The organism is Pristimantibacillus sp. Z349TD_6 (genome assembly GCF_056173205.1).
The window spans coordinates 6,241,932-6,265,059 of the sequence record NZ_CM149662.1 but is presented as its reverse complement, the minus strand read 5'-3'; the positions used below and the strand labels follow the sequence as shown (position 1 = coordinate 6,265,059).

The following is a 23,128-nucleotide window of genomic DNA, read 5'->3' as shown; positions in this document are numbered from 1 at the left end:
GAAAGGCGGCGTTTGAATGCTGCGAGATGAATGGGTCATAACTGGCGCTAAGGGGTCGCAAATATTTTTGCGGGAATGGACGTCAGAAACGTTAGAGACAAAAGCTGTCGTCTGTCTCGTACACGGGATGGGGGAGCATGGCGATCGTTATGGACATGTAGCTGCTCAGCTTACTGCTGCTGGCTTTGTACTTATAGCGCTGGATCAGCAAGGCCATGGCCGCTCTTCAGGCAAACGGGGGCATCTGCATTCACTTGGCGCAGCTGTAAGCGATGCAGCGCTTATGATTGAAGAGGCTGGCAAACGGCACCCTGGAACGCCGATCTTCTTATACGGCCACAGTATGGGAGGCAATGTGGCGCTTAATTGTGCGCTGCGACTTCAGCCTCCAATTCGTGGACTCATACTGACAAGCCCTTGGCTTAGGCTTGCATTCAAACCGCATCCAGCTGTTGAGTGGTTTGGACGCAAATTGGCAGCGTTTGTCCCGACGATGCACCAATCTACAGGCTTAAATCCTGCCGATTTATTTCGTCCTGGCTATGACCTTGCTGCGCCAATCGTGGAAGATCCTTTATGTCATACCAAAATTACACTCCAAACCTATATGGAGATTACCGCTGCCGGCGAGTGGGCGATCGCTCATGCATCCAGCCTGCAGGTCCCGCTGCTGCTTATGCACGGCACTTCAGATCGCGTAACATCCTTTGAAGCAAGCGCGCTTGTTGCTGAGCGAATCGGAGACCAATGTTATTTTAGACGCTGGGATGGCGGGTATCATGAGTTGCACAATGACGTGGAGGGGAAAGAGGCTGTTCAAGAGCTAATTGATTGGTTAGAAGAACAATTGTAAATAGAGGTATTTTATGTTTTAATCGGATTAATAGATGGATTCAAATACAAAGCTATTTTACGTAAAAAACATAATATGGAATAGATTCAGAGCGTAGTAGGGGGATCGGACGTGACGTCTGTGTTAAAGGAATTGCTCTTACAATTCATTGTGTCCTTATTGCCTGTTTTCGCCTTTCAGCTTTGGTACGACAAAGACCAAAGATGGAAGGGAATACCTATTTTTATGAGCCTATTTTGCGGTGGATCGATGGTATTGTGTATGGTGACTGCTCCTGATTTATTAGGTTATGAAGTCGATTTTCGTCTCATTCCTTATGTAATAGGTTCTCTCTATGGAGGCGTGCCTACATTAGCCGTCTTAACTGTCATCTACATTGCAGTAAGAGTATCTATGCTCGAAGGCAGCTTGGAAGTCATTAACTTTATTATTTTTGTCATTGGTTTTGTCCCGCTGATGTTGTATGCGATTCCATCTTTCCAGCGTACCTCTGTTTTAGGCAAAGAACAGAAAAAACGCAGGGGCTTAGTGATCATGTCCATTTTGATTCTATACTACATTATTTCCGTTACTGGAATTATGTTATTTAATGGTATTTGGTGGTCGAATGTGATGATTTACGTGCAGTTGATCTCTGTTTGTGCATCATTAATGGCAACCTGGCTCTCTATCTTTATGATCGAAAATGTTAAAGAGAAGCAGCAGCTCTATGATGAAGTGAAACGAATGTCGGTTAATTATAGCAATGAAGTGGAGAAGCTTCAGCAATTTATAGATGAGACTTCATTTGGGGTAGTCATTGTTGATCGTGAAGGGAAAATCACACATTTTAATGATATAGCCAAAACAGTTCTCAGTCTTCCTTCAAAGGATTCGGAAGTGAAGGATTTGCTAGGCGTCGCCTTCCCGCTTATTTTTCAGGACGGACATGGCGATGTCTGCATAAATCTGCTTTCTCAGGCGTTAAACGGCAGGAAGAACACTCTCGTTCCGTACGTTAGCGGCGATAAAATGCTGCTCTTGTCAACTATTTCGATGCGTACATCGGTTAATGCTGAAAATGCAGGCGCATCACTTATCGTTCAGGATGTAACGGAGCTTCGTCAACTTCAGAGTGAGGTTGGGCGAATGGAACGATTAAGCCTGATAGGTCAAATGGCAGCAAGCATCACTCATGAAATACGCAATCCGATGGCGGTTATTCGCGGCTTTGTCCAATTGATTCAGGAGCGCAGTCCAAAAAATCAAGAGGAATACTTTCAGATTGTGATCGATGAGCTGGATCGTGCGAATATGATTATTAGTGATTTTCTATCGCTTGCTCAAAATAGGGAACTAGCCATGGAGCTGACTTCGCTGCATGATGTTGTTAATGAACTTATACCGCTGCTTAGTGCGGATGCGAATTTGCGAGGCCAATCTATTGAAGTGAGCCTTTGCGAAGATATTCCTTTAATTATGATGAACGACAGAGAGATTAAGCAGCTTTTTCTTAATATTGCCCGTAACGGAATGGAAGCTATGGACAATAAAGGCTCATTACATATTAGTACTCGTAATAATGGGAATAAAATTGAGCTGCGGATTGCCGATCAGGGTGTCGGTATACCTCCAGAGCAAATGCAGCATTTGTTCGAGCCTTTTTTCTCGACGAAGACGCAAGGAACGGGCCTTGGCCTTCCGTTATGCTTAAGCATCGCTGAGCGCCATAATGGCCGAATTGACGTAGAGTCGAAGGAAGGTGAAGGTACAGCATTTATCGTTACTTTCACAGTGCCGGAGGAACGCGCGAGTTGAATGAAGGAGCATATTAGAGTGGAAATGGAAATACGTAAGTTGTTAGCAAACGAACTACCCCCAATGGAACTGCTCTTGTTAGCAGATCCTTCGATTAAGCTCGTAGAAGAATACATAAAACGCGGGGAAGTTTTTGTAGGTGTTATAAGCAATGAAATTATTGCAGTATTTGTACTGCTGCCAACCAGGCCAGAGACGATCGAGATCGTAAATGTAGCAGTAGCGGAGCCAGAGCAAGGTCAAGGGCTTGGAAAGCAAATGGTACTTTATGCGATTTCATATGCAAAGCTTCTAGGCTACAAAACGATTGAAATTGGAACGGGCAATTCAGGGGTCAGCCAGCTTGCATTGTATCAGAAATGCGGCTTTCGAATGACGAGTATTGACCGTGACTTCTTTGTTAGACATTATCCGGAAGCGATTTATGAGAACGGAATACAGGTTGTTGATATGGTTCGTTTATCACAGGATTTATAAGGAAAGCGCCAGCTGAGCATACTACCTCTGAAAGATAACCGGCAATTGCGGTTACATTTTATGACGAGAGGAGCGCTCACAATGACGCAGCATAATGAGGAAAAAGATCGTTCGACTGAGCAAGCGAAGCAGGCTAAAAATAATACGGCTGCTGACAGCAAATCACCCGAATCCGCTGGTTTTGACAAAAAGCTTGATGGACCTAATCGTCCTTCAATTTAGCGCGGAGGTGTTCATATGCCAGATCATGAGCACAAGAATGAAGATGAAATGCTTAAAGATGATCCCGCATTAGATCCTTTTGAAATCGAATTTCTGCCTCAGTTTCGCGAAGGGCGAGGAAGCCGTGCGCCGTTTGTGAACTCACACGGCATCGTTATAGGCGATCATGAATATGAGTCTCCGGATTCACCATTGTCGCAGTGGAGCGAGGAAACAGATCCAGCTGTGATGGCTGGCGATGAATGGGTGCATCCTTTTAAGGATGTAGGTTTTTTAACCGCTGAAAATCGGGATATTTTTGAGGAGGGCCTTCAGCCGCAAGGAGGCATATTTACTCATCCTGACAAAAATGCGTCATATGGTTTGGACAAGCCGAAAGACGCTCCTGTTTAAGCTGAAAAAGAACAGCCGGAGTGCGAGCGCTCCGGTTGCTTTATTTTGACTACGGAAGGTATAATAGTAGCTAAAATAAAGTAATTAAAGGAGTGTGTTTCGATGTCGATGTCATTCGAACGATACATGTTAGATATGGTGCAGCCTATGAGAGACGATCTTACTCGAATTGGTATTCAGGAGCTTCGCACACCTGAAGAAGTAGAAGAAAAATTGCCAAATGCAAAAGGTACGGCGCTTGTTGTTATCAATTCCGTTTGCGGATGTGCAGCAGGTCAATGTCGTCCAGGCGTGGCTGATGCGCTTCAACACGATATTACTCCTGATCATTTATACACTGTATTTGCAGGACAAGATAAAGAAGCAACAGCAAAAGCTCGTGAGTTTTTCGCTCCATATCCGCCATCTTCCCCTTCAATCGCTTTGTTGAAGGATGGAGAGCTAGTACACTTTATCGAGCGCCACCAGATCGAAAATCGTTCCGCATCGGATATTGCAGCCGATCTGACAGACGCTTTCGATCGGTTTTGCCGCTAATTAGGAAGGTAACTATGAGCTTACAACAATCCATTATTCAAAGACTTGGCGTTAAGCCGCAAATCGATCCGGAGCAGGAAATTCGCAAACGGGTTGATTTCTTGAAGGAATACGTAACGAACTCGGGAACAACGGGTTTGCTTATTGCGATTAGCGGCGGAATTGACAGCGCAGTCGCAGCGGGTCTTTGCAAGCGGGCAACAGATGAGCTTAGCGCTGAAACAGGCCGCGAGTATATGACGCTTGGCGTATTTCAGCCTTATGGCGAGCAATCCGATATTGCGGATAGTTATGCAGTAGCGGAAGCGTTCCAGCTAAAGCACCGCGCGGAGACGAATATTGAAGAAGCTGTGGATGAAATCGCGATTGAAGTAGAGCATAGCTTTAAGTCGTTAGGCATTCCGCGTCATTTGAGCCGCGGCGGCAAAGGCAACGTGAAAGCAAGAACGCGGATGGTTATGCAATACGCGCTTGCATTCGACCTTAATCTGTTAGTCGTTGGTACAGATCATGCATCTGAAGCGATTACAGGCTTTTACACGAAATGGGGCGACGGAGCGGTAGATGTTACTCCGCTTAGTACGCTTAACAAACGGCAGGTTCGTGAGCTGGCCTCTCATATCGGCGTACCGCAAAGCGTGCTCGACAAAGCGCCAACGGCAGGCCTATGGGACGGACAAACCGACGAGGGCGAGCTAGGCATCACTTACGGTGATAACAGTGACTATCTTGAAGGCAAGTCCATTAGCGAAGAGGCTCGCGAGAAGCTTGAAAAGCAATATTTGAAAACCGAGCATAAGCGCTCCCCGATTCCGGGTATTTAATGAGCTGCCTTAAGCTTCGAGCAATACAAAGACTGTCCCTTGAACCGAGAAATCGGCAGGGGACAGTCTTTTTTTGTTGCAGTGGACTAGCATTTGAATAGCTAAGCGGACGCCAATGATGGAGGAGAAACGGATGGGAGATAGAATATAGTAGTTGTGAAAGGAGCTGAATGCCATGAATAATACGAAGTTAATCCTTGTTGAAGGATTGCCCGGATCAGGAAAAACGAGTACGGCACGTTATATAAAACAGCTATTAGATGAACAGAATATTGCCAATCGCTTGTTTTTGGAGGGGGATTTGGAGCACCCAGCCGATTATGATTCCGCCGCTTATTTTACAGAAGAACAATATAAGCAAATGCTGCAAAAGTATACGGAGCAACAGCAGTTAATCATTAAGCATTCCGAAGCTAAGGCTGACGGGTATATCGTATATTACGGGAAGCTGCTAAAGGAAACAGATTCGATTAATAGTGAATATTTCGGGGATTATGATGTATATAACCTCCCTTTGGAGAGGCATCAGCAGCTCATTTTTGAAAAGTGGAGCGATTTTTCGAGACAGGCTATTAACGAAGATGAAGTGTACATATTGGAATGCTGTTTTTTGCAAAATCCGTTAACCGTCATGCTTGTACGAGACAATTGTTCCGAGGTTGAAATAACGACCTACATTCATGAACTGAACCGCTTGATTAAGCAGCTAAATCCGGTGTTGTTCTATTTGTATCAGGATGACTTTAAACATGCATTTCCTGCAATAATTGCTGAACGGCCAACAGAATGGCTAAACTTTATTACTTGGTATTACACGGAGCAGGGCTACGGCAAAAGTAAAGGGCTCAAGGGAACTCAAGGTCTTCTCGAGGTGCTTGAGCTGCGAAAGGCTTATGAATTAGCGATACTAAACGAGCTGCCGATCGATAAAATGCTGTTTAATAAAAGCAGCTTGGACTGGGTCAAGATCCACAGCCAAATCCAAAGCGATCTGCAAAATCGTTTAAGCAGGTGATTTTCAAATGAAACCGAGAATACGATACGCGATTGCGGTTGTTATAACGATGGTGCTTGGCTACAGTTCAAGGAGCTTTGCAGATTCGCTGCCTGAGTTTGCTGCAGAGCATTTTGGCGATGCGCTTTGGGCATGTATGATTTATTATGGCTTCCGTACTATAGTTGTGCACAAAAACTTGTTTTGGGCTGCTGGCGCTAGCCTCATCTTTTGTTTTGGCATCGAGTTTAGTCAGCTCTACCAGGCAGATTGGATCAATGAGATTCGCAGGACATTTATTGGAGCTTTAGTGCTCGGGAGCGGTTTTTTGACCGTGGATTTGATCAGGTACAGCGTGGGCATTATGTTTGCCATAGTTGTTGATCGATATTTTATTTTTAAAAAATAAGAAGACCCTTCCACCGAAATGCGGCGGAAGGGTTTTTGATTTATGATTCAACTTGACGTACAACTGTCCAGCTCTCAGCAGCAGGCTTTAGCACAAATTTAAATAGGTGTTCTCCAGATTTCTCAATAACAACCATAATACCATCTTGAACAGGTACGATATGATGAATTTCTCCACCCGGTACAAGTTCGGCTGCCAGCGGCGTCAAGATAGGAATGAGAGCTTCCTCCAGCCAGCACCTTTCTTGATACCATTGTGGCGGTGATAAATCTGAAGGATAACCATCAATAGGTGCTTCAAGCTCAAGAGCCATTTTTAGGGGATCGGTGGAAAGCTTACGGCCGGCACCTATCGCTGCTACGAATCGCAAGCACAGCTCAATGGTACGAAGAATTTCTTCATCACACACCGAGCCATTTGCATAACGAATTTCCACCGTGCCTATATCAAACCAAGCCGCTGTGTTTATTCCACAACGATGAGATTGCGGACGACCTTCATGGAGAACGGCTTCATCGCTTGGATTTTTAATATAGCTCTCTCGCATGTCCGGAGTAACGGGCGGGCAGAACAGCAGTCGGTGCTCGCTCGTATTCAATAACGCTTGGATCGTTTGTTGATATTCCAGTGCGGCGTCTATAAGCGGGAGGACAGCATCTTCTCCCCACGGTTCGAGACCGATATGAACATGGAGTCCGCAGCTCCAATTAGCTGTTGCTCCTTGTTCCCTCAGCCTGTTTAACATGATTTGAATTTGCTCACGCTCTTCCCACAAGATCGGAGGAGGCTTAAGCTCACTGCCTGATTCCATACCTTCTGCATCAATTTGCCGCTCATCCAAAGAAATAACCCAACCAGGCAGCAGCTCCAAGCTTTCTGGATTTCCGCCTACAAACTCAATTTCCACGCCAAAGCGCAGCTCTTTCCAATCAACGATTTTTGGCCACATTGCCATCATCCTCTCCATTTATATAAGCTGGATAGTTTAAAGAGAGGAAGCGAGGCGGACCACGAGATTAACGAGGGATTTTTTTTCTGAACATAAAATGTCCTCCTTATTCGAAAAAATGATTGTAGTTTTGAACTAAAAAAATAATGAAGTGGTATCTCTTATTATTCAAATTATATATGATTAGAAGAAAAAAGGTAAATTGAGGAGATTCGTATAATGAGCTTTACAGCTAAGCAAAAAGAGATTATTCAAAAAATAGCAATTGCAGCCCATAACCAGCCATTATTAAGCAGCGGTTTATGGTTCCACCACGATTTACGCGATAACTTTTATTATGCTTCCTATTTGTTTGCAGCTGCAGTTGATGAATCAGAGCAGCTGCCGTTTGAAAGAGAGGCTGCTAAACGAACTGCGGGATCTGTGCTCCTAGAGGTGCTCGCGCTGCAAGATCAGGCTGTAGAAAGCGATACTTATGGACATTGGCCGCTTAGACTAGAGGATGTTCCGAAGGACTCCAAGCCAAATACGTTGCCCGTGGAGCTGATGGGGAGCTTGATGGCATTTTTTGCGAGCCGCTATAGGACGTTTTTTGACGAACAGCTAGTCCAAGCATTTGATACTGCCTTTATCCATATTTATCGAAGCGGCTTCTTCCATCATAAAAATGTATTTGGTCATCATGATGCAAAATATACAGCTGCAAAGCTGATTTTTGGACAGATGTTTGCCGATGCTGATTTGCTGGAGGATGGTCGCAGCAATCTTCAGCTTACATTAGCCCATATCCGCAAGTATGGCATGTCCGAATACAACAGCTTGCCTTGGTTCTGGCATTGGGTGCAGGCATTCACTTGTGCTTGGTACGAAATAGAGGACGCAGCCATTAAACAAGAGCTCGCCGATATGCTTGATTTTCTCTGGAATGAGCGAGCTGCATTCTACTTGAAAGGCGCCTTTGTCGGAGCTCATTGCCGCGGTCAGAAGCATGACATTCCGCTTGATAGCAATGTTCTGCATGATTATGTGCAATTCGGTGATTTCGAGCTTCCAGAGCAAATGCCGCGGACGGAGTATGCAGGATTTTTATTTTACGAGGCGCCTGAAACAGCTCGTCGTACGGCGCTTAATCGAAGTGAGCCAACTGAGGTGAAAAAGGCGATTACGAAGCTTACGGATGAAGGAGCAAGCATGCTTCACAGCTATGCTTACATTACTTCGGATTTTGCAGCGGGCGGAATGTGGGAGCGATTCTCGGAGTTTGACAATGAGCAGCATCGCTGGGATATTTCTTTGCCATTGGGACTGCAAAACGGCGTGAATCAACTCTACTTCTTCCATCCGGCAGAGGCGAATGCGGTTGAAGATTTGCGGCATCAAACCGAGTTTACGGAAGTTCTCTATTATAAAAACACAATAATGGCTTTATATCCGATTCCATCTGACAAAGACAATACGATTATCGGGTTATTGCCATGTATGGATTGGCTGCAAGAGCCGGGCATGCTTGTTGGTCAGACAGAGAATGTGTTTTTGGCGATTTATGTCATGCAGCCTTATGATCTGGAACATCGTTCGGATCGCTCTATCGTGACAAGCAAAGGCTCAGAAAACGGCGTAATTGTCGAAGTAATCAGCCGTTACGATGCGTTGAAGAAAGGCATAAGCAGCTATGAGGCATTTGTGGAACAGGCAAAAAACAATAGGCCAGCTTGGTCTGCTGAGGAAAGGCTTAGTGTGAAGTATGTGAGCCATGATAAAAGCGTACTTGAGCTAAATGTGGATGGAACAGGCAGCATTGAAAAATTGATCAATGGCCTTTCGGTTGATTTTAGTGAATATAGAATTTAAACGAGTTGCGTATTGTTAAAGACGGAAGGCAAGCTTCATTTTCCATAATTGCATAGTCATGATTCACATATCTTTCACCACTATATAGCTCTAACGAGTCATGTGATACAGCTCCCCCATTGATACAATTTGGACAGTGAATCCAAATCGATGGGGGTATTTTTATGAAGCTTAAGAAAAAAATCGCAGGTGTCGCACTGGCAGCTGTGTTGACATTAGGAGCGGCGGCTCCAGTATTCGCGCATGACGGTTGGTCTCAGACGAGTGCACCAATCGTAGCGCCGGGTCAAGTTTCCTATGTTGAGCTTATGTATGGAAACCACTCCAACGAGCACAAGAGCTACCGCTTGGAAGGACAGTGGGGCAGCACTTCAAAAGTATATGTGACTACGCCGGCAGGGCAAAAGTCAGATATTACAGGCACTCGTTTCTATACTGGAGAGCCGGCTACGGAAACAACGCCAGCGCTAAATAATTACTTTGTTGCGTCATTTAAATCAAATGTTCCAGGCGCGTACATTATATCAACCGAAGCAGACAGCGTGTACAAAGGTGCAGACGCTGCTACTCGTACGCTGCGCAGTGCCAAATCATTCGTAGCGATTAGCGATATTCCTGTCATTGAGCGGGTTAAAGCACTTACAGGTTTCTCTAAGGAAGTAAGCCCGGATAGAGCGGAGCTCATCCCTTTGTTCAATCCTGCTGCAGTTACACCGGGTGAAAAAGTGTCGATTGAGCTGCTTCTAAAGGGAAAACCGCTTACCAACACATCGGTTGATATTATTCGTCGAAGCAATTCTGAAGCAGTGGAGCTGAAGACCGATGATAAGGGCGTGGTTTCATTTACGACGGGTGCTGCCGATTATTACTTAGTACGTGCGAAGCCAAGCACTACGGAAGCTAAGGAAGGCGAATACAGCGCAACCAATTACGAAGCTACAATGACTTTCACGGTTCAAAATAAATCAGTGAAGCTCCCAGGCAGCGCCGTGTCTGCTAAACCACATATTTACGTAAACGGAAACGTAGTAGCTGTAAGCAGTTTGACCGTTTCAAATGGTACGACGAAAGTAGATGCAGCGTTTATTAAGCAATACGTAGACGCAGCATATAAAGGCACAGGTGCAGTAACCCTTCGTTCCGCAGCTGAGGCAGCTGGTGCTTCTGTTGAATACTTCCCTGCCGTAGGCGGTAATCAAGCAGCTGTCGCCATTTACACGAAATAAGGATTGCAGATGAAAAAAATAAGATTGATAGTTGCAATAGTAATAATATGGGCATGCCTGCCGAGCTTCGTCTCGGCGCATGCCTATATTGCGCAATCGACACCTTATGGGGATGCGGAGCTGGCGGAAGCTCCGCCCGCCATTCGAATAAAATTTACAGAGAAAATCGATACGAAGCTAAGTAATATTTCACTAAAAAGCAGTAGCGGCACTGACATTACTGGCAAGTTAAGCAGTGATGATGATCTTACGCTTGTTTATACCATTCCTAAGCTGGATAAGGGCATTTATGAAGTAAGCTGGCAGGTGTTATCGCTTGATTCTCATATAACAGACGGTTCCTTTAAATTTGCGGTAGGCGTGAAGCTTGAGGCTGTGAAACCGGATGATACGGTTTCACTGGACGGTGCTTCTGCTGGTAATACAGGGAACAGCTCTGGAAATGAAGCAAAAGTGACTGACAAACCAGTAATTACAAAGAGTCCAGAGTCCACAAATAAACCTAAGCCTACAAAGAAGCCGGATATAACGCCTACGCCATCTACATCGCCCACTCCGACTGCAAAGTCTATAGAAGTCAGTGAAGGGACGGTCGCTACCCCGTCTCCCACGATTTCAAGCAGTGAAGAGGTGGTGACAGCGGAGCCGGATTCAAATACAAATACAAAAGATGTTGATGCGGATGCTGTGGAAGATGATAATGCTGCCCCGCTGATCGAACAGGATACGGCTAATGATCACAGCAGCCATAGCAATCACAGCGGCGACAGCAGCGCTGGAGAGGCCGAGCACGATCATGCAGGTGGCCAAGGCTTCATGGTGCTGATGCGCATACTCGATATTTTGACGGCGGTTGTTCTCGCTGGAATACTGTTCTTCCGATATGCCATCTGGAGAGATGATGAATCTAAGGCACCCTTTGGTTTCTCCGTCCGAGCCGAGAGACTAGTGATGGGAGCTGCGGCGCTTATTTGGCTGGTTTCCGGATTGCTTCGCTTGTCGATGCTTGCAGACCAATTCGGCGGTGTATCCATCTATGCACTAGCTAATGGAACAATGATCGGAAAGATAGCGACGTTAAGGGTTGGGCTTGCTTTAATCGCTCTTCTTCTCGCATTTGCCCCTATTCGGGAGAGACGATGGGCGAATATGATTAAATGGATAGCTGCAGCGGCATTGATAGTGAGCTTCCCGCTCACAGGCCATGCGAATGCTGCTTTAACCGATGTCGTATTTGGAATAGTGACCCATACAGTCCATATGTCTGCTGCCGCAATATGGTTTGGCGGCCTTGCGGGTTTGCTGTCATTAACTTTCGATAGAAATGCTGTGGAGCACTTGAACCAAGCGGCTGTGCGTTTCGCAAAGTGGGCGCTGCCAAGCATGATCGTTATTTTGATTAGCGGAATCTGGCTTTCGGCTGCTAGGCTCTCAGAATGGGGACAATTGTTCACTACAGCGTATGGCAAGCTAATCCTCGCCAAAACCATTCTCATGCTGCTTGTCGTCGTCATTGCAGCACTTCATAAGCTCGTATTCATGCCGCAAATCGCGAAAGCGAGCGCAGCAAGAGGTTTGCTGGTTGGCATCCGAATTGAGATGCTGCTTGCTGTTGCTCTATTCGTGCTGGCAGGCTGGTTGTCTACAACTTCTCCGCCGGAAGCGCGCGTGGAGTCGAAGCTGGCTGAACCGATTTATTGGCATGTGATGGGTGAGCAGGCGCATATGAGTTTGCGTATTTCGGAGAATGATCAGACTGGGGATCAGGCTGTACGCCTTGATTTGTGGCTTCCTGAAGATCAGGGAACGCCTTTATCCGCGGAAGTAGCTGTTAAGATAGACTCGAATCAAGCGGAAGCGGAAAAGGAAACCGAGCAAGGAAACCAAATCGTGATTCCGTTGGAATTGCAGCCGATGGGGGAAGAGATGTTTGAATTTCCAGGCTTTACGAAATATACGTATCGTTCATCAGGTGAGTTTATCGATAATCAGAAAAAAGGGTTAATTACAGTAGATGTAAAAGACGAGAAAGGAAACAACTTCCATTATGAGCGAGCGATAGGCGACTCTCTGACGGAATAGTTGTTACGTCAAAATAAGTGTGAAAGTCACGTCCATGCTTGACTTCGCTTCATGCTTCTGCTAATCTCACCATCAGGGAAAAGGCGGGTGTTAGCATGATCATCGGCATCGGACATGATTTATCAGATATTACAAGAATCGCGAAAATAGTGGATGGCCGCACAGGCAGAAGGTTTTTGGAGCGGGTGCTGTCTGCGGGCGAGCGAGAGCTGGCTTCGGAGTATACAGGCGAGCGGCTTTATCAGTTTACGGCTGGCCGGTTCGCTGCGAAGGAAGCGGTTGTGAAAGCTTTTGGCTGTGGAATAGGGAATATATTAGGATTCACAGACATTGAAATATTGCGAGGAAGCTGCGGCAAACCCGAGTGCAACTTAACGGTGGCAGCTTGGAATCGTCTAGGCTTTAGCCCTGAGGCTGTTCGAGTTCATGTTACGATTACGCATGAGCGAAAGCTTGCTTCAGCTTTTGCTGTTGCGGAACGGATATCGGAGTAACCTTTTGACTATACTTGGAATGTAATATACCAAGTTAGCTAGTCGAGAGGGGATGTCGACAATGAAGGAGCAGCGGCTGCAAAAAACGAAGCGTCGTTTTAAAACCGGACAATGGGTTGAATTCGACGGGTTGTATTCAGACGATTGGGGCGGAGATCTAGTGCTTGTACAGGGTGATCTTTTTCCGATGCATCCCCAAATGGGTGAAACGCATTGGACCTACGCCGGCCAAGCGGCACTTCATTTCATGAGCTCTCCAAAAATAAACGGCCATCATATCGGCTATTAAGCGATCGTGAACAAGAAAAAAAGGATGCTTGAGCAGCATAATCTGCTCAGGCATCCTTTTTTTTCGCTAAGCCTTTGTTATTTTTTGCTTGCCAACCAATTAACGAGCCCAGCAATTTCTTCAGCAGTCAGACGCTCTTTGAAAGCAGGCATCGAGCCTTCGCCCTCTTCAATCTGTTTCGTAATATCAGCAGCACTCATGCGCTCTCCAACTTTTTGGAGATTTGTTGCCGGGCCTACTCTGCCTTGAAGCCCGGTTCCGTGACAGCTGACGCAATTGGCCTTATAAACCGAAATCACTTCCTCCGGCCCAATCAGCGCGTTGGTTTTCTCAGTCGAGCTGTTCTCCTTGCCTCCACAGCCCGCTAGCAGTATTACAGCTAAAAAGAATGTTATTGCGATAGAAAAACCTCGGTTTCGATTCATATATAGCAATCCTTTCATTAATTGTTTATTATAGAAGATTCGGTCTTGTTCAGGGTCTTCATAAGACTTCCATATGAATTTGAATCGTTAGTTCGTATAATAGAGAAGATGTTAACCACTAGAGAGAAGATATAACTATTATATCTCAGTTTTACTTATAGGAGAATTCATGAAACCGACAATAGAAAGTATTTTGCAAAATCAGTTGAACAACATTCAAGCCGAGGTTATTATGACTGCCTATAACGAATTTGAACCGGGCTGGTTCGAGCAGAAAACCGAGCCGGATTTTTTCCGTTTCGGTTATACAGTCAAGGGAGAAGCCCGGCTTAACATACAAAATGACACTTATTTCGTACAGCCGGGCACTCTCTATTTTTTGCCGGCGGGTACAAAACAATCTTTTGGTACAGAGGGAAATGAAAAGCTTGGGCTTTATTGGTGCCATTTCCGTTTGGAGCTTAGCGATTTTCAAGTTATAAATGCGCTGCAGCTTCCGCCATTTGTTTATGTGAAAGACAAAGAAATGATGAAGAACCTTTTTATAAAAATGAACGAATATCAGCATCGTAAATCGATTACACGAGAGCTGCGGTTAAAGTCGGTGCTGCTGGAGCTGCTTGCCTATTATTTAGAAGAAAGCCATGTGCAGAGAACAACATTCCAGCAATCGGATTTTGAGGTAAAATGGAATGAAGTGCTCGCCTATATTGAAGCAAATTTGCATCAGAATATACAAATTGAGGAGCTAGCTAAGTTTGCTTTTCTTCATCCAAACTATTTCATTACATCCTTCAAAAACATCATGGGCTGTTCGCCGATCCAATATGTGACGAATCGCCGCATCGCGATCGCTAAGCAGCTGCTTATGGAAACGGAGCTTCCTGTAGCGGTTGTTGCGAAGCAGGTTGGCATGCAAAATCATTATTTATCTCGGCTGTTCAAAAGATATACAGGCATCACGCCGGTTCAGTATAGACGGATTGGAAAAAATACCGGAACCAATCGAAAGACGCTTACAACAAGAATGAACGAGGAGAAAAGCTAATGGGAGAAATAGATGTAAAGACATATTTTAGTACAGAGCTGCTAAATTGGTATCGGCTTATCAAACGCGATTTGCCATGGCGGATTAATAAAGATCCTTACCGGGTATGGGTATCCGAAATTATGCTGCAGCAGACGAGGGTAGACACTGTCATTCCATATTACAACCAATTTATGAGTAAATTCCCCACCGTGCGAGCGCTTGCTGAAGCTCCTGAGGAGGAAGTGCTCAAAAGCTGGGAAGGACTCGGCTACTACTCGCGTGCCCGCAATTTGCAGGCAGGTGCCAAAGAGGTCGCTCAGCGTTATGGGGGAATTGTCCCAGATGATAAAGCGTCCGTTGCTGGATTGAAGGGCGTTGGCCCTTATACTAGCGGAGCTATTATGAGCATCGCATTTAATCGTCCAGAGCCGGCAGTGGATGGTAATGTGATGCGTGTGCTCTCGCGATTTTTTTGCTTGGAGGATGATATCGCAAAAGCTTCTACGCGAGTAGGCATTGAGAAGCTGGCTGCTTCGCTGATTCCTGAAGGTGCTGCTGGTGACTTCAATCAAGCGCTGATGGAGCTTGGTGCTCTCGTATGTACGCCCAAATCGCCAAGCTGTTTGCCTTGCCCTGTCATGGAGCATTGTGAGGCGAGGCTAGCAGGCAGAGAGATAGAATTGCCGATCAAGACGAAGGCTAAGCCTCCTCGTCCAGAGTTTAGGGCGGCAGCGATCGTTGTTGGCAGCGGAGAAAATGCCGGCAAAGTGCTCGTAAGGCAGCGTCCAGCTACAGGCCTTCTAGCCCAAATGTGGGAGCTTCCTCATTTGCTGCTGCCGCCGGATAAGGTGAACTGGCTGGATGAAACAGCGCCGAAGGAGCAGGGCGAGCTCGCCGAGATGATCAGCCGCATGCTTGATGAGGACACAGGACTTCTTATTCGTCCGCGCAGCTGGTTTACAGATGCTGATCATATTTTTAGTCATATTCATTGGAAAATGCGTTTTTATTTAGCCGATTTGGGTGAAACATCTTATTCAGCTGTAGACGCAGACATCGCAGTTGCATCGGACAACGCAGCTATTGCTGCGGAGGCAGCGTCCTCTTATGAAGTGAATCAAAAGGCGGCAGCTATAGATGTTTCTACTGAGGAACATAAGGAGCAGCCGGGCACTTACCGATGGATTTCAAAGGAAGATATGGACACGCTGCCGTTTCCGAATTTATTTTTGCGCATTTTAAAGCAATTTTGGGAATAAATGATTATAAGAGTCGGAGGAGAAGCAAATGAGCAATATGCTGGAGCTGCTCTTGCAGCACAAAATCGTAGCCATTTTACGAGGAATTGAAGATCGGCATGCAGATGATACAGCGCAGGCTTTAATAGATGGCGGCATTCATATGATGGAGATTACGATGAACACGGACGGAGCAGTGGCTATGATAGAGCGTTGGCGTTCGAAGTTTGATGGAAAGGCTGCAGTAGGCGCCGGCACAGTAACGGATGTAGACCTTGCTAAGGAGGCTGTGGCGGCAGGTGCCCAATATCTCATATCGCCTAATCTAGATGAGGAAGTTATTGAATATGGCCGCGAGCACGGCCTCTCCGTATGGCCCGGTGTTATGACACCGACTGAAATTGTGAAAGCTTGGAAGGCAGGAGCGGATGCTGTGAAAATTTTTCCAATGGGCACGCTCGGCATAGGTTACTTGCAGGAAATTCGCGGACCATTAAACGATATTCCGATGATCGCTACTGGCGGAGTGGATTTACATAATATTGCAGATTATTTTAAAGCAGGAGCAAATGCTGTTGGAATGGGCAGCAAGCTCGTTAATTTGGAATGGGTTCGCGAGGGGAAATTCGCTCAAGTAACGGAACGAGCGCGGCAATTCGTAGATATCGTAAGCAAGTTATAGAGCAAGGAGGTTATCTCATGGACGTTGTCTTATGGATCGTTATCATCTTCTTTATTATTGTTTTGCTGCTTGCTGCGCTAATCTGGCAAATGGGCGCGCGCAGCCAGAAGCCTCGAAAGATTATGAATGCGGAGACTCCTATTGTCGACACGCAGTGGCAATCCTTAACGTTCACTAATTATGGCTCTAAGCTGGAAGGCTGGCTCCTTCAGCCTGCTTCCAACAACTTGTTAAAGGATGGACTTGCGCCTCTTATTATTATTGCGCATGGCTGGGGATCGAATCGGACGAGAGTGCTTAGGTATACGCGTCCGATTTATGAAGCAGGGTTCGCTATATTGATGTATGATGCACGCAGCCACGGCAACAGCGATTCGATTTCTGCGCCTTCCGCGCTCATGTTTCGGGATGATGTGCTCGCTGCTCTTGAAACAGCCAAAAGTTTGCCAGGTGTTGATCCAGACCGAATTGCCATACTAGGTCATTCCCTTGGCGGATTTGGAGCGCTGCTTGCCCTTGATCAAGGTATGAAGGTGAGAGCGGTCGTAACGGATTCAATGCCCGTCCATTTCGATACGATGATGAAATCGGAATTGCGACGCAAAAAACTGCCGCTTTTCCCGCTAGCCTATCTGATTCCTATGATATGGCTTATTCGTTCACGCATATCGTGGTCGCAGTTTAAAGAGGCCAGCATTCCTGCTGTAATAGCTAAACATGCCGGCAGTTCCGACATTGGCCGTACACCGATTATGATGGTTCATTCGAATGGTGATGAGTTTATTAGTGCGGAGGATCTGAAGCAGCTGAAAGAGCAATTGCCAGATCATCTGATTCAAACACTGTTCGTATCGACCAAAGGACATAGCACTTCCGAGCAAGATTCTAGCTTTTGGGAGAAGGTTATCCCTTTTTTGCTGGAATCCATGGAGTATGCTTCTATCAAAAAGGAAGCCCGCGGCACGAGGCTGCAGGCTTCAAGAGAGAATATATAATAAAGGGGGGTCATGAATTTATTATATAAGCATAAGATGAAACCAAGATGAGAGAAATATTACAGTTTGATTACAAGGCTGCTAGCTTTAAGCGGGCATCCCTTTTAGTTGAAAATATAAATGTGAAGAAGTTTCCGATAAATGGTTGCTTTCTTTCACTTATTGTTAAGGAGGTTCGAATGCGTAGAGTAGCTTCTAAATTGTTGGTGGTTGTCGTTATCGTAGTAGCTGCATTTTGTCTTGACCTCAAGCTGGATTTATTTCCGGCGGCAGCAGAGTCGGAGGAGGTGGCCGCCTTGGATGAAACGAATAAGATGGAGCGCTTGGAGCTCGAGCTTGCTAAACATTTCAAAGCCAGGTCTGAGCGGTTTTCAGTGACATACACGGGGGACAAGCAGGAACTATCGAAGAAAATGACAGAGGTCATTCGTGCTGCTTTAAAGCATGATGATTATTCAGCCTACATTCTTGAATCCTACATCTACACCATTCGCAGCTGGGGAAATAAATCGACGATTGCTCTGGAAGCCAGATACCGCGAGACACTGGAACAAACGGCAGTTGTAGATCGCACCGTTGCAAAGGCGCTCCAATCTATAATAGAGCCGGGAATGAATGAGCATGAGAAAATAAAAGCCATTCACGACTGGGTCGTTAGCCATGTGGAGTATGATAAAACATTGAAGCATTACACTGCTTATGATGCGGTGACACTCGGAGAAACCGTGTGTCAAGGATACTCATTGCTAGGCTATAAAATGCTGAAGCAAGCGGGACTGACGGTTCTAATCGCAGAGGGTACTGTGAATACGGGCGAGCATGCATGGAATATGGTGCAAGTAGACGGTGTTTGGTACCATTTGGATCTAACCTGGGATGATCCGGTCGCAGCAGCATCAGCAGGCAGCCAAAATACGGTACAAAAAGTTTCGCCAAGCGAGAGTACGATTCGCTATAACTATTATTTGAGAACGGATGAGGAACTGCGCGTTGATCACCAGTGGACTAGAACTTATCCTGCTGCAAACGTCTCCTATGCCGATACGATTCGTGAGCTGGAGAAGCAAGGGGCGCAAACGGAGCGCAGCCGCTTCAGCAGGCTGAAGATCGCGCTTGGCTTGCACTGGCTAGAACCGGAATATACAGTATCAAGCTCAGCGCAGCTGAATCAAGTTATACAATCGGCGCTTGATTCCAAGGCAGGGAGCTTATCATTCCGATATGAGCAAGGTGATCAATTCCCAGCAGCTTTAAAGGCTGCCTTCAAACGTATAAACGTAGCAGTTGGTTATCGGGCAAGCTATGAGCCTTATGCTGGCGATCAATCACTTCTTGTTAATCTTCAGCTGGAATATGCGAAATAATAGGATGAGGTGCAGAGGGCTGCACCTCATTTTGTTCAAATAGGAAAGGGGGTGCATCTCTGCACCCCCTTTCCTATTTGAGTAAGTCAATTATTGCTCATTTTTTCTCGCCGCGGTCATTTGCTGCCATACAGAGCCGGCTGCTTCTTCACCGCGTTCAATACGTTCAAGCGCCATTTTGGCCTGAAGCTGAATTTCAAATTCATTATCGTTAGCAGCTTCGCGCAGCGCATCGATCGCAGATTCATCTCCTGCTTCATAGAGGAAGCGTGCCGCGCGCCAGCGGACAAGCTTGTTTTTGTCACGGAGCGATTCAATCATCGGTCCAACCGCAGCGGGATCACCAAGATCAGACAGCGTATCGCCAGCCGTCCTTCTAACGGAAGTTGAGGAATCACGCAGCGCCATAAACAAATACGGCAGCGCTTCAGGCGCTCGCAGATCGCCAAGATAGATAACGGCAAGACGACGAATGGATGTGTTCTCATCCTGTATCGCTTGTGCAAGCAAAGGCAAACCTTCTATAGCGGAAACATATCGCTCCAATGCTGCGTAACGAACCTGCCAATTCGATGAGGTGAACTGCTCTTGCGCTTGTTCAAAAGTTAGCGGAGCTGGCCTTACGACAGCTGGAGCTTCGCCTTGAGCACCAGCATTCCCTTGCTCAATAGCTGCTTGTACAAGAGTATCCAATCTCTCACTCGAATAGGAAGCTTCCAGCTCGCGTACAATTTCAGCTGCAATCTCCTCGGGTTCTCCGTATCGAACGCCAAACTCTTCCAGCTTGCGCTCGCGAATCATGCCTGAGCCAGCGGCAAGGTTAACCGCCTCGCCAAACTGTGGCGGAAGCGCTGAACGTGCCTCGATGTCTCCCATTCTTACGCGCACCTGCATCGGAATGCCGCGATACATTTGAACGAGCACCTGCGCTTCGCCAAAGCTAGTTGAAGGCCCGCTCCCGCTGCCCTCGCCGTTGTCGCCATCAGCAACCTTCTGCAGCAATTGTCCTGCTTCAGCGAGTATAGCAGCCCAATCTGCTCCGGGCTTGCGGTCAAGCGCAATAAAGTCAGCTGTACGGAATAAGCTTTTCACTCCGTTTATTTGCAAAAGCTGCTGAAGCAGCTCAGGAGCGTCGCTAGCTTCACTCGTTTTGTAGGTGAGTCTGCGTCCGCGAGGGAGCATCTCATCGACGTTCAGCTTCATGGAATTAGGACTCGGCGTTGGTTCTATTGAAATTAGTTTCATAAGGAAACCTCCTGGGCTAATTGATATTTAGACGCTCATCTGCTTCATTTATGTAACAAATGCTGCGTCGAAAGCGTAATCTTATGTGTAAATGCTTTATAACCAAGTGTAACTGATTTTATGTTAGGATGCGAACGATGAAACGAGAGATTGTCTCTAATTCACATTTCTGGATAGACTGTCATACGAGTGCGTGGATGATTTCGCATAAATAACATATTTGCATTGAGTACCGCTGGCTTGGTATCTTAATAAAACAACAAATGAATGCGAAGGAGGGATGGACGGTTGAAGTTAAAACGATTTGCTAATATAGATCCTATCGAGCAGCACACTTCAATGAAGCAGTTCAAAAGATGGCGTCAGGAACGCATTCGCAAGCTGAGAATGAAAGATTATTCATTCACCGTTCCGAATGTTGAACCTGACATCGCATACTTGGAAAATAACCGAAAATGGCCTTCTATTACTTGGGTAGGGCATTCCACTTTTTTTATTCAGTTCGGCGGATTAAACATTATTACAGACCCTGTGTGGTCGACTCAAATGGCATTTCAAAAAAGACTTTCAGCGCCAGGTATCAAGGTAGAGGACGTTCCGCCTATTGATATCGTGCTAATATCGCATTCTCATTATGATCATTTAAATATAAATTCGCTGCGCAGACTGGTTGGCGCTAGACAATTGCTTGTGCCTGCAGGACTTGGTGCCAAGCTTCGCAAGAAGGGCTTTCTTAGAATTAAGGAGCTGCACTGGTGGGAATCCGTTATGTATAACGGCGTAAAATTCACATTCGTTCCTTCGCAGCATTCGACTCGCCGCAATCCATGGGATACGAATAGCTCGCATTGGGGAGGCTTTGTCATTGAGCGTCCAGCATCACGCAGCGAAAAGCTTGTAAGCCATGTTCGTGATACTTTTGCGGCTGGTAACGGAATGGAATCAGCTGCAGAGTCGCGAGCGCAAATCGCAAGCGCGTCCGAGCCGGCAGCTGCTCGGAGTTGTCCGTTTTTTAGCGGTGCAGCATCCGTCGAGCGGCCAGTCCTATCTGATTTTCCGACTATTTATTTCGCAGGGGACAGCGGTTATTTTCAAGGCTTTAAGGAGATCGGCCGCCGCTTCCCGGTTGATGTAGCGTTATTGCCGATTGGAGCGTATGAGCCGGAATGGTTCATGGCGCCGCAGCATATTACGCCGGAGCAAGCGCTTCAAGCCTTCGATGATTTGGATGCCAAGTGGTTTATTCCTATGCACTATGGTGCGTTTAAGCTTGCGGATGATACGCCTCGTGAAGCGCTCGATCGCTTGGAAGCTGAACGCAGAAAACGATGTATTTCTGACGAGCGAATTCTAGTTCTGCCGCATGGCGAGACATGGCGTATGTCCGGGAAATAACAAACGAGGACAAAGGTTTGCCAAATTCGAGCAATGACGAAGGTAAGCGAAACCGTTATACTTGCTAAGTATAAGTATGCATAGTGGAATAATTTTAGGGAGCTTAGGTTTGCATGCGCAAATCTAAGCTTATCTTACGAAGCAAGGTACCTATAAGGAGGAGCAAGGAATGATTCATGCAAACATTCGTCTAGGCGTTATCGGTGCAGGTGCAATCGGTAGCATACATATGCAGACATTCAATAAAGTCGAAGGTATCGATGTTGTTGCTGTAACGGACGCTTACCTTCCGCTTGCTGAGCAGCGTGCTGCTGAGTACGGTATTGAAACGGTTCATCCTAGTCCACAATCACTGCTAGAGGATTCATCGATCGATGCAGTTGTTATTGGTGTGCCTAACCAATTTCATGCCGAGCTTGCTATTGAAGCACTGAAGCAAGGCAAGCATGTTCTGCTGGAGAAACCGATGGCCATTGATTCCGAAGCAGCGCGGTTAATCGTAGAGGAAGCTGAGAAATCAGGTAAAATACTAATGATGTCGCATCAAATGCGCTGGACTGGACTAAGCCGCGCACTTAAGCAGCGAATTGATAACGGCGATGTAGGCCATATCTATAATGCCAAAGCTGGCTGGTTCCGCAAAAAAGGCATTCCCGGCTGGGGCTCGTGGTTCACTCGCAAAGACCAAGCAGGCGGCGGCCCGCTTATTGACATCGGCGTTCATATGCTTGATCTTTCGCTTTATCTCATGGGCAATCCGAAGCCTGTTTCCGTATACGGCTCGACCTATGCTGAATTTGGACCTAACCGTCTCGGTACTGGGACATGGGGCACGCCAAATTGGGACGGGTATTATGACGTTGAGGACCTTGCCTCGGCGCTTATTAAACTTGATAATGGAGCGACCTTGTCGCTTGAGGTTAGCTGGGCTGCACATTCAGCCTTCCTGCCGGAAGATCCGTTTATTCATTTGATGGGAACAGAGGGCGGCGTAGCGATCATTGGCAATAACGGCAAGTATGTTACGCATGAGAACAATGAAGTCGTTGAAAGCGACATCACTCCGCTAGAGGGTGAAGAGGATCGGATTCTAATGAGCCGCCATTTTGTCGATTGCATTCGCGAAGGCAGGCAGCCGATTACATCTGCACTTTCGGGTTATACAAATAACCGTATTCTTGATGCAATATATGAATCATCCCGCACGGGCAATGAAGTTAAGCTGAAGTGGGATTAATCTTTTAATAAAAGACTTCACTGCTTCATATCGTAATACTAAAAACCTTCCCTAATGCGACAACTGTATCAAAGTCGCATGGAGGAAGGTTTTTTTATCGTGAGATCTATGAATTAAAAG

General features: G+C 46.3%; 24 protein-coding genes. 21 read left to right on the top strand and 3 right to left on the bottom strand.

All coding sequences use genetic code 11. The features are described from left to right. Positions 1 to 16: 16 nt before the first annotated feature. The 9 genes from AC0VYE_RS27330 (at position 17) to AC0VYE_RS27290 (ending at position 6,506) form a co-directional block, all read left to right on the top strand. A complete protein-coding gene (locus AC0VYE_RS27330) occupies positions 17 to 853 on the top strand; it encodes a lysophospholipase (RefSeq protein ID WP_475443706.1) in 837 nt (278 codons plus the stop codon). Positions 854 to 964: 111 nt separating this feature from the next. Beyond that, positions 965 to 2,650, top strand: coding sequence for an ATP-binding protein (locus tag AC0VYE_RS27325; protein ID WP_475443704.1), 1,686 nt, complete (start codon positions 965 to 967; stop codon positions 2,648 to 2,650). A gap of 24 nt (positions 2,651 to 2,674) precedes the next feature. Continuing rightward, complete coding sequence (locus AC0VYE_RS27320) at positions 2,675 to 3,127, top strand: GNAT family N-acetyltransferase (protein WP_475449749.1); 453 nt, start codon at positions 2,675 to 2,677, stop codon at positions 3,125 to 3,127. Between the two features lie 81 nt (positions 3,128 to 3,208). Beyond that, positions 3,209 to 3,349: a hypothetical protein gene (locus tag AC0VYE_RS27315; RefSeq protein ID WP_179089822.1), complete on the top strand. Its 141-nt coding sequence runs from the start codon at positions 3,209 to 3,211 to the stop codon at positions 3,347 to 3,349. A 15-nt stretch (positions 3,350 to 3,364) separates the two neighbouring features. Beyond that, positions 3,365 to 3,742, top strand: coding sequence for a DUF3905 domain-containing protein (locus AC0VYE_RS27310; protein ID WP_475443702.1), 378 nt, complete (start codon positions 3,365 to 3,367; stop codon positions 3,740 to 3,742). 102 nt (positions 3,743 to 3,844) lie between these two features. Next, positions 3,845 to 4,279 (top strand): BrxA/BrxB family bacilliredoxin, encoded by a 435-nt coding sequence (locus AC0VYE_RS27305; RefSeq protein ID WP_076268955.1) that lies wholly within the window; start codon positions 3,845 to 3,847, stop codon positions 4,277 to 4,279. A gap of 14 nt (positions 4,280 to 4,293) precedes the next feature. After that, entirely contained in the window at positions 4,294 to 5,103 is an 810-nt protein-coding gene (nadE, locus tag AC0VYE_RS27300; RefSeq protein ID WP_076268954.1) for an ammonia-dependent NAD(+) synthetase, read from the top strand. A gap of 175 nt (positions 5,104 to 5,278) precedes the next feature. Then, entirely contained in the window at positions 5,279 to 6,118 is an 840-nt protein-coding gene (locus AC0VYE_RS27295) for a P-loop NTPase family protein (protein ID WP_475443699.1), read from the top strand. A 7-nt stretch (positions 6,119 to 6,125) separates the two neighbouring features. Continuing rightward, entirely contained in the window at positions 6,126 to 6,506 is a 381-nt protein-coding gene (locus AC0VYE_RS27290) for a ribosomal maturation YjgA family protein (RefSeq protein WP_076268952.1), read from the top strand. A 40-nt stretch (positions 6,507 to 6,546) separates the two neighbouring features. On the opposite strand, the gene AC0VYE_RS27285 is transcribed toward AC0VYE_RS27290, so the two are convergent. Beyond that, entirely contained in the window at positions 6,547 to 7,455 is a 909-nt protein-coding gene (locus AC0VYE_RS27285) for an amidoligase family protein (RefSeq protein ID WP_475443696.1), read from the bottom strand. A gap of 219 nt (positions 7,456 to 7,674) precedes the next feature. On the opposite strand from AC0VYE_RS27285, the gene AC0VYE_RS27280 reads away from it, so the two are divergent. The 5 genes from AC0VYE_RS27280 (at position 7,675) to AC0VYE_RS27260 (ending at position 13,397) form a co-directional block, all read left to right on the top strand. Beyond that, the gene (locus tag AC0VYE_RS27280; RefSeq protein WP_475443694.1) at positions 7,675 to 9,306 is read left to right on the top strand and encodes a hypothetical protein; all 1,632 of its coding nucleotides are present in this window, start codon (positions 7,675 to 7,677) and stop codon (positions 9,304 to 9,306) included. A 164-nt stretch (positions 9,307 to 9,470) separates the two neighbouring features. Next, a complete protein-coding gene (locus AC0VYE_RS27275) occupies positions 9,471 to 10,532 on the top strand; it encodes a DUF4198 domain-containing protein (RefSeq protein ID WP_475443692.1) in 1,062 nt (353 codons plus the stop codon). 9 nt (positions 10,533 to 10,541) lie between these two features. After that, on the top strand, positions 10,542 to 12,614 hold the full coding sequence (locus tag AC0VYE_RS27270) for a copper resistance CopC/CopD family protein (RefSeq protein WP_475443691.1): 2,073 nt from the start codon (positions 10,542 to 10,544) through the stop codon (positions 12,612 to 12,614). Positions 12,615 to 12,709: 95 nt separating this feature from the next. After that, positions 12,710 to 13,108, top strand: a complete 399-nt coding sequence (gene acpS / locus AC0VYE_RS27265; RefSeq protein WP_076268947.1) for a holo-ACP synthase — start codon at positions 12,710 to 12,712, stop codon at positions 13,106 to 13,108. 61 nt (positions 13,109 to 13,169) lie between these two features. Then, a complete protein-coding gene (locus tag AC0VYE_RS27260; RefSeq protein ID WP_076268946.1) occupies positions 13,170 to 13,397 on the top strand; it encodes a hypothetical protein in 228 nt (75 codons plus the stop codon). A 77-nt stretch (positions 13,398 to 13,474) separates the two neighbouring features. Here the strand turns inward: AC0VYE_RS27260 and AC0VYE_RS27255 are convergent, their stop codons facing one another. Continuing rightward, complete coding sequence (locus tag AC0VYE_RS27255) at positions 13,475 to 13,822, bottom strand: c-type cytochrome (RefSeq protein ID WP_076268945.1); 348 nt, start codon at positions 13,820 to 13,822, stop codon at positions 13,475 to 13,477. Between the two features lie 169 nt (positions 13,823 to 13,991). Here AC0VYE_RS27255 and AC0VYE_RS27250 point away from each other — a divergent pair, with 169 nt between their 5' ends. The 5 genes from AC0VYE_RS27250 (at position 13,992) to AC0VYE_RS27230 (ending at position 19,131) form a co-directional block, all read left to right on the top strand. Beyond that, positions 13,992 to 14,870 carry an AraC family transcriptional regulator gene (locus tag AC0VYE_RS27250; RefSeq protein ID WP_076268944.1) on the top strand — a complete coding sequence of 293 codons (879 nt, stop codon included), beginning with the start codon at positions 13,992 to 13,994 and terminating at the stop codon, positions 14,868 to 14,870. After that, a complete protein-coding gene (gene mutY / locus AC0VYE_RS27245) occupies positions 14,870 to 16,111 on the top strand; it encodes an A/G-specific adenine glycosylase (RefSeq protein WP_475443687.1) in 1,242 nt (413 codons plus the stop codon). The genes AC0VYE_RS27250 and mutY overlap by 1 nt, the downstream gene beginning before the upstream one ends. 28 nt (positions 16,112 to 16,139) lie before the next feature. Continuing rightward, positions 16,140 to 16,772: a bifunctional 4-hydroxy-2-oxoglutarate aldolase/2-dehydro-3-deoxy-phosphogluconate aldolase gene (locus tag AC0VYE_RS27240; RefSeq protein ID WP_475443686.1), complete on the top strand. Its 633-nt coding sequence runs from the start codon at positions 16,140 to 16,142 to the stop codon at positions 16,770 to 16,772. 17 nt (positions 16,773 to 16,789) lie between these two features. Further along, positions 16,790 to 17,767 carry an alpha/beta hydrolase gene (locus AC0VYE_RS27235; RefSeq protein WP_475443684.1) on the top strand — a complete coding sequence of 326 codons (978 nt, stop codon included), beginning with the start codon at positions 16,790 to 16,792 and terminating at the stop codon, positions 17,765 to 17,767. A gap of 179 nt (positions 17,768 to 17,946) precedes the next feature. After that, positions 17,947 to 19,131 (top strand): transglutaminase domain-containing protein, encoded by a 1,185-nt coding sequence (locus AC0VYE_RS27230; protein WP_475443683.1) that lies wholly within the window; start codon positions 17,947 to 17,949, stop codon positions 19,129 to 19,131. Positions 19,132 to 19,221: 90 nt separating this feature from the next. On the opposite strand, the gene AC0VYE_RS27225 is transcribed toward AC0VYE_RS27230, so the two are convergent. Continuing rightward, positions 19,222 to 20,376: a virulence factor gene (locus tag AC0VYE_RS27225; RefSeq protein ID WP_475443681.1), complete on the bottom strand. Its 1,155-nt coding sequence runs from the start codon at positions 20,374 to 20,376 to the stop codon at positions 19,222 to 19,224. A gap of 339 nt (positions 20,377 to 20,715) precedes the next feature. On the opposite strand from AC0VYE_RS27225, the gene AC0VYE_RS27220 reads away from it, so the two are divergent. Continuing rightward, the gene (locus tag AC0VYE_RS27220; RefSeq protein WP_475449747.1) at positions 20,716 to 21,771 is read left to right on the top strand and encodes an MBL fold metallo-hydrolase; all 1,056 of its coding nucleotides are present in this window, start codon (positions 20,716 to 20,718) and stop codon (positions 21,769 to 21,771) included. Positions 21,772 to 21,940: 169 nt separating this feature from the next. Continuing rightward, positions 21,941 to 23,008 carry a Gfo/Idh/MocA family protein gene (locus AC0VYE_RS27215; RefSeq protein WP_441908444.1) on the top strand — a complete coding sequence of 356 codons (1,068 nt, stop codon included), beginning with the start codon at positions 21,941 to 21,943 and terminating at the stop codon, positions 23,006 to 23,008. The last annotated feature ends 120 nt before the right edge of the window (positions 23,009 to 23,128 follow it).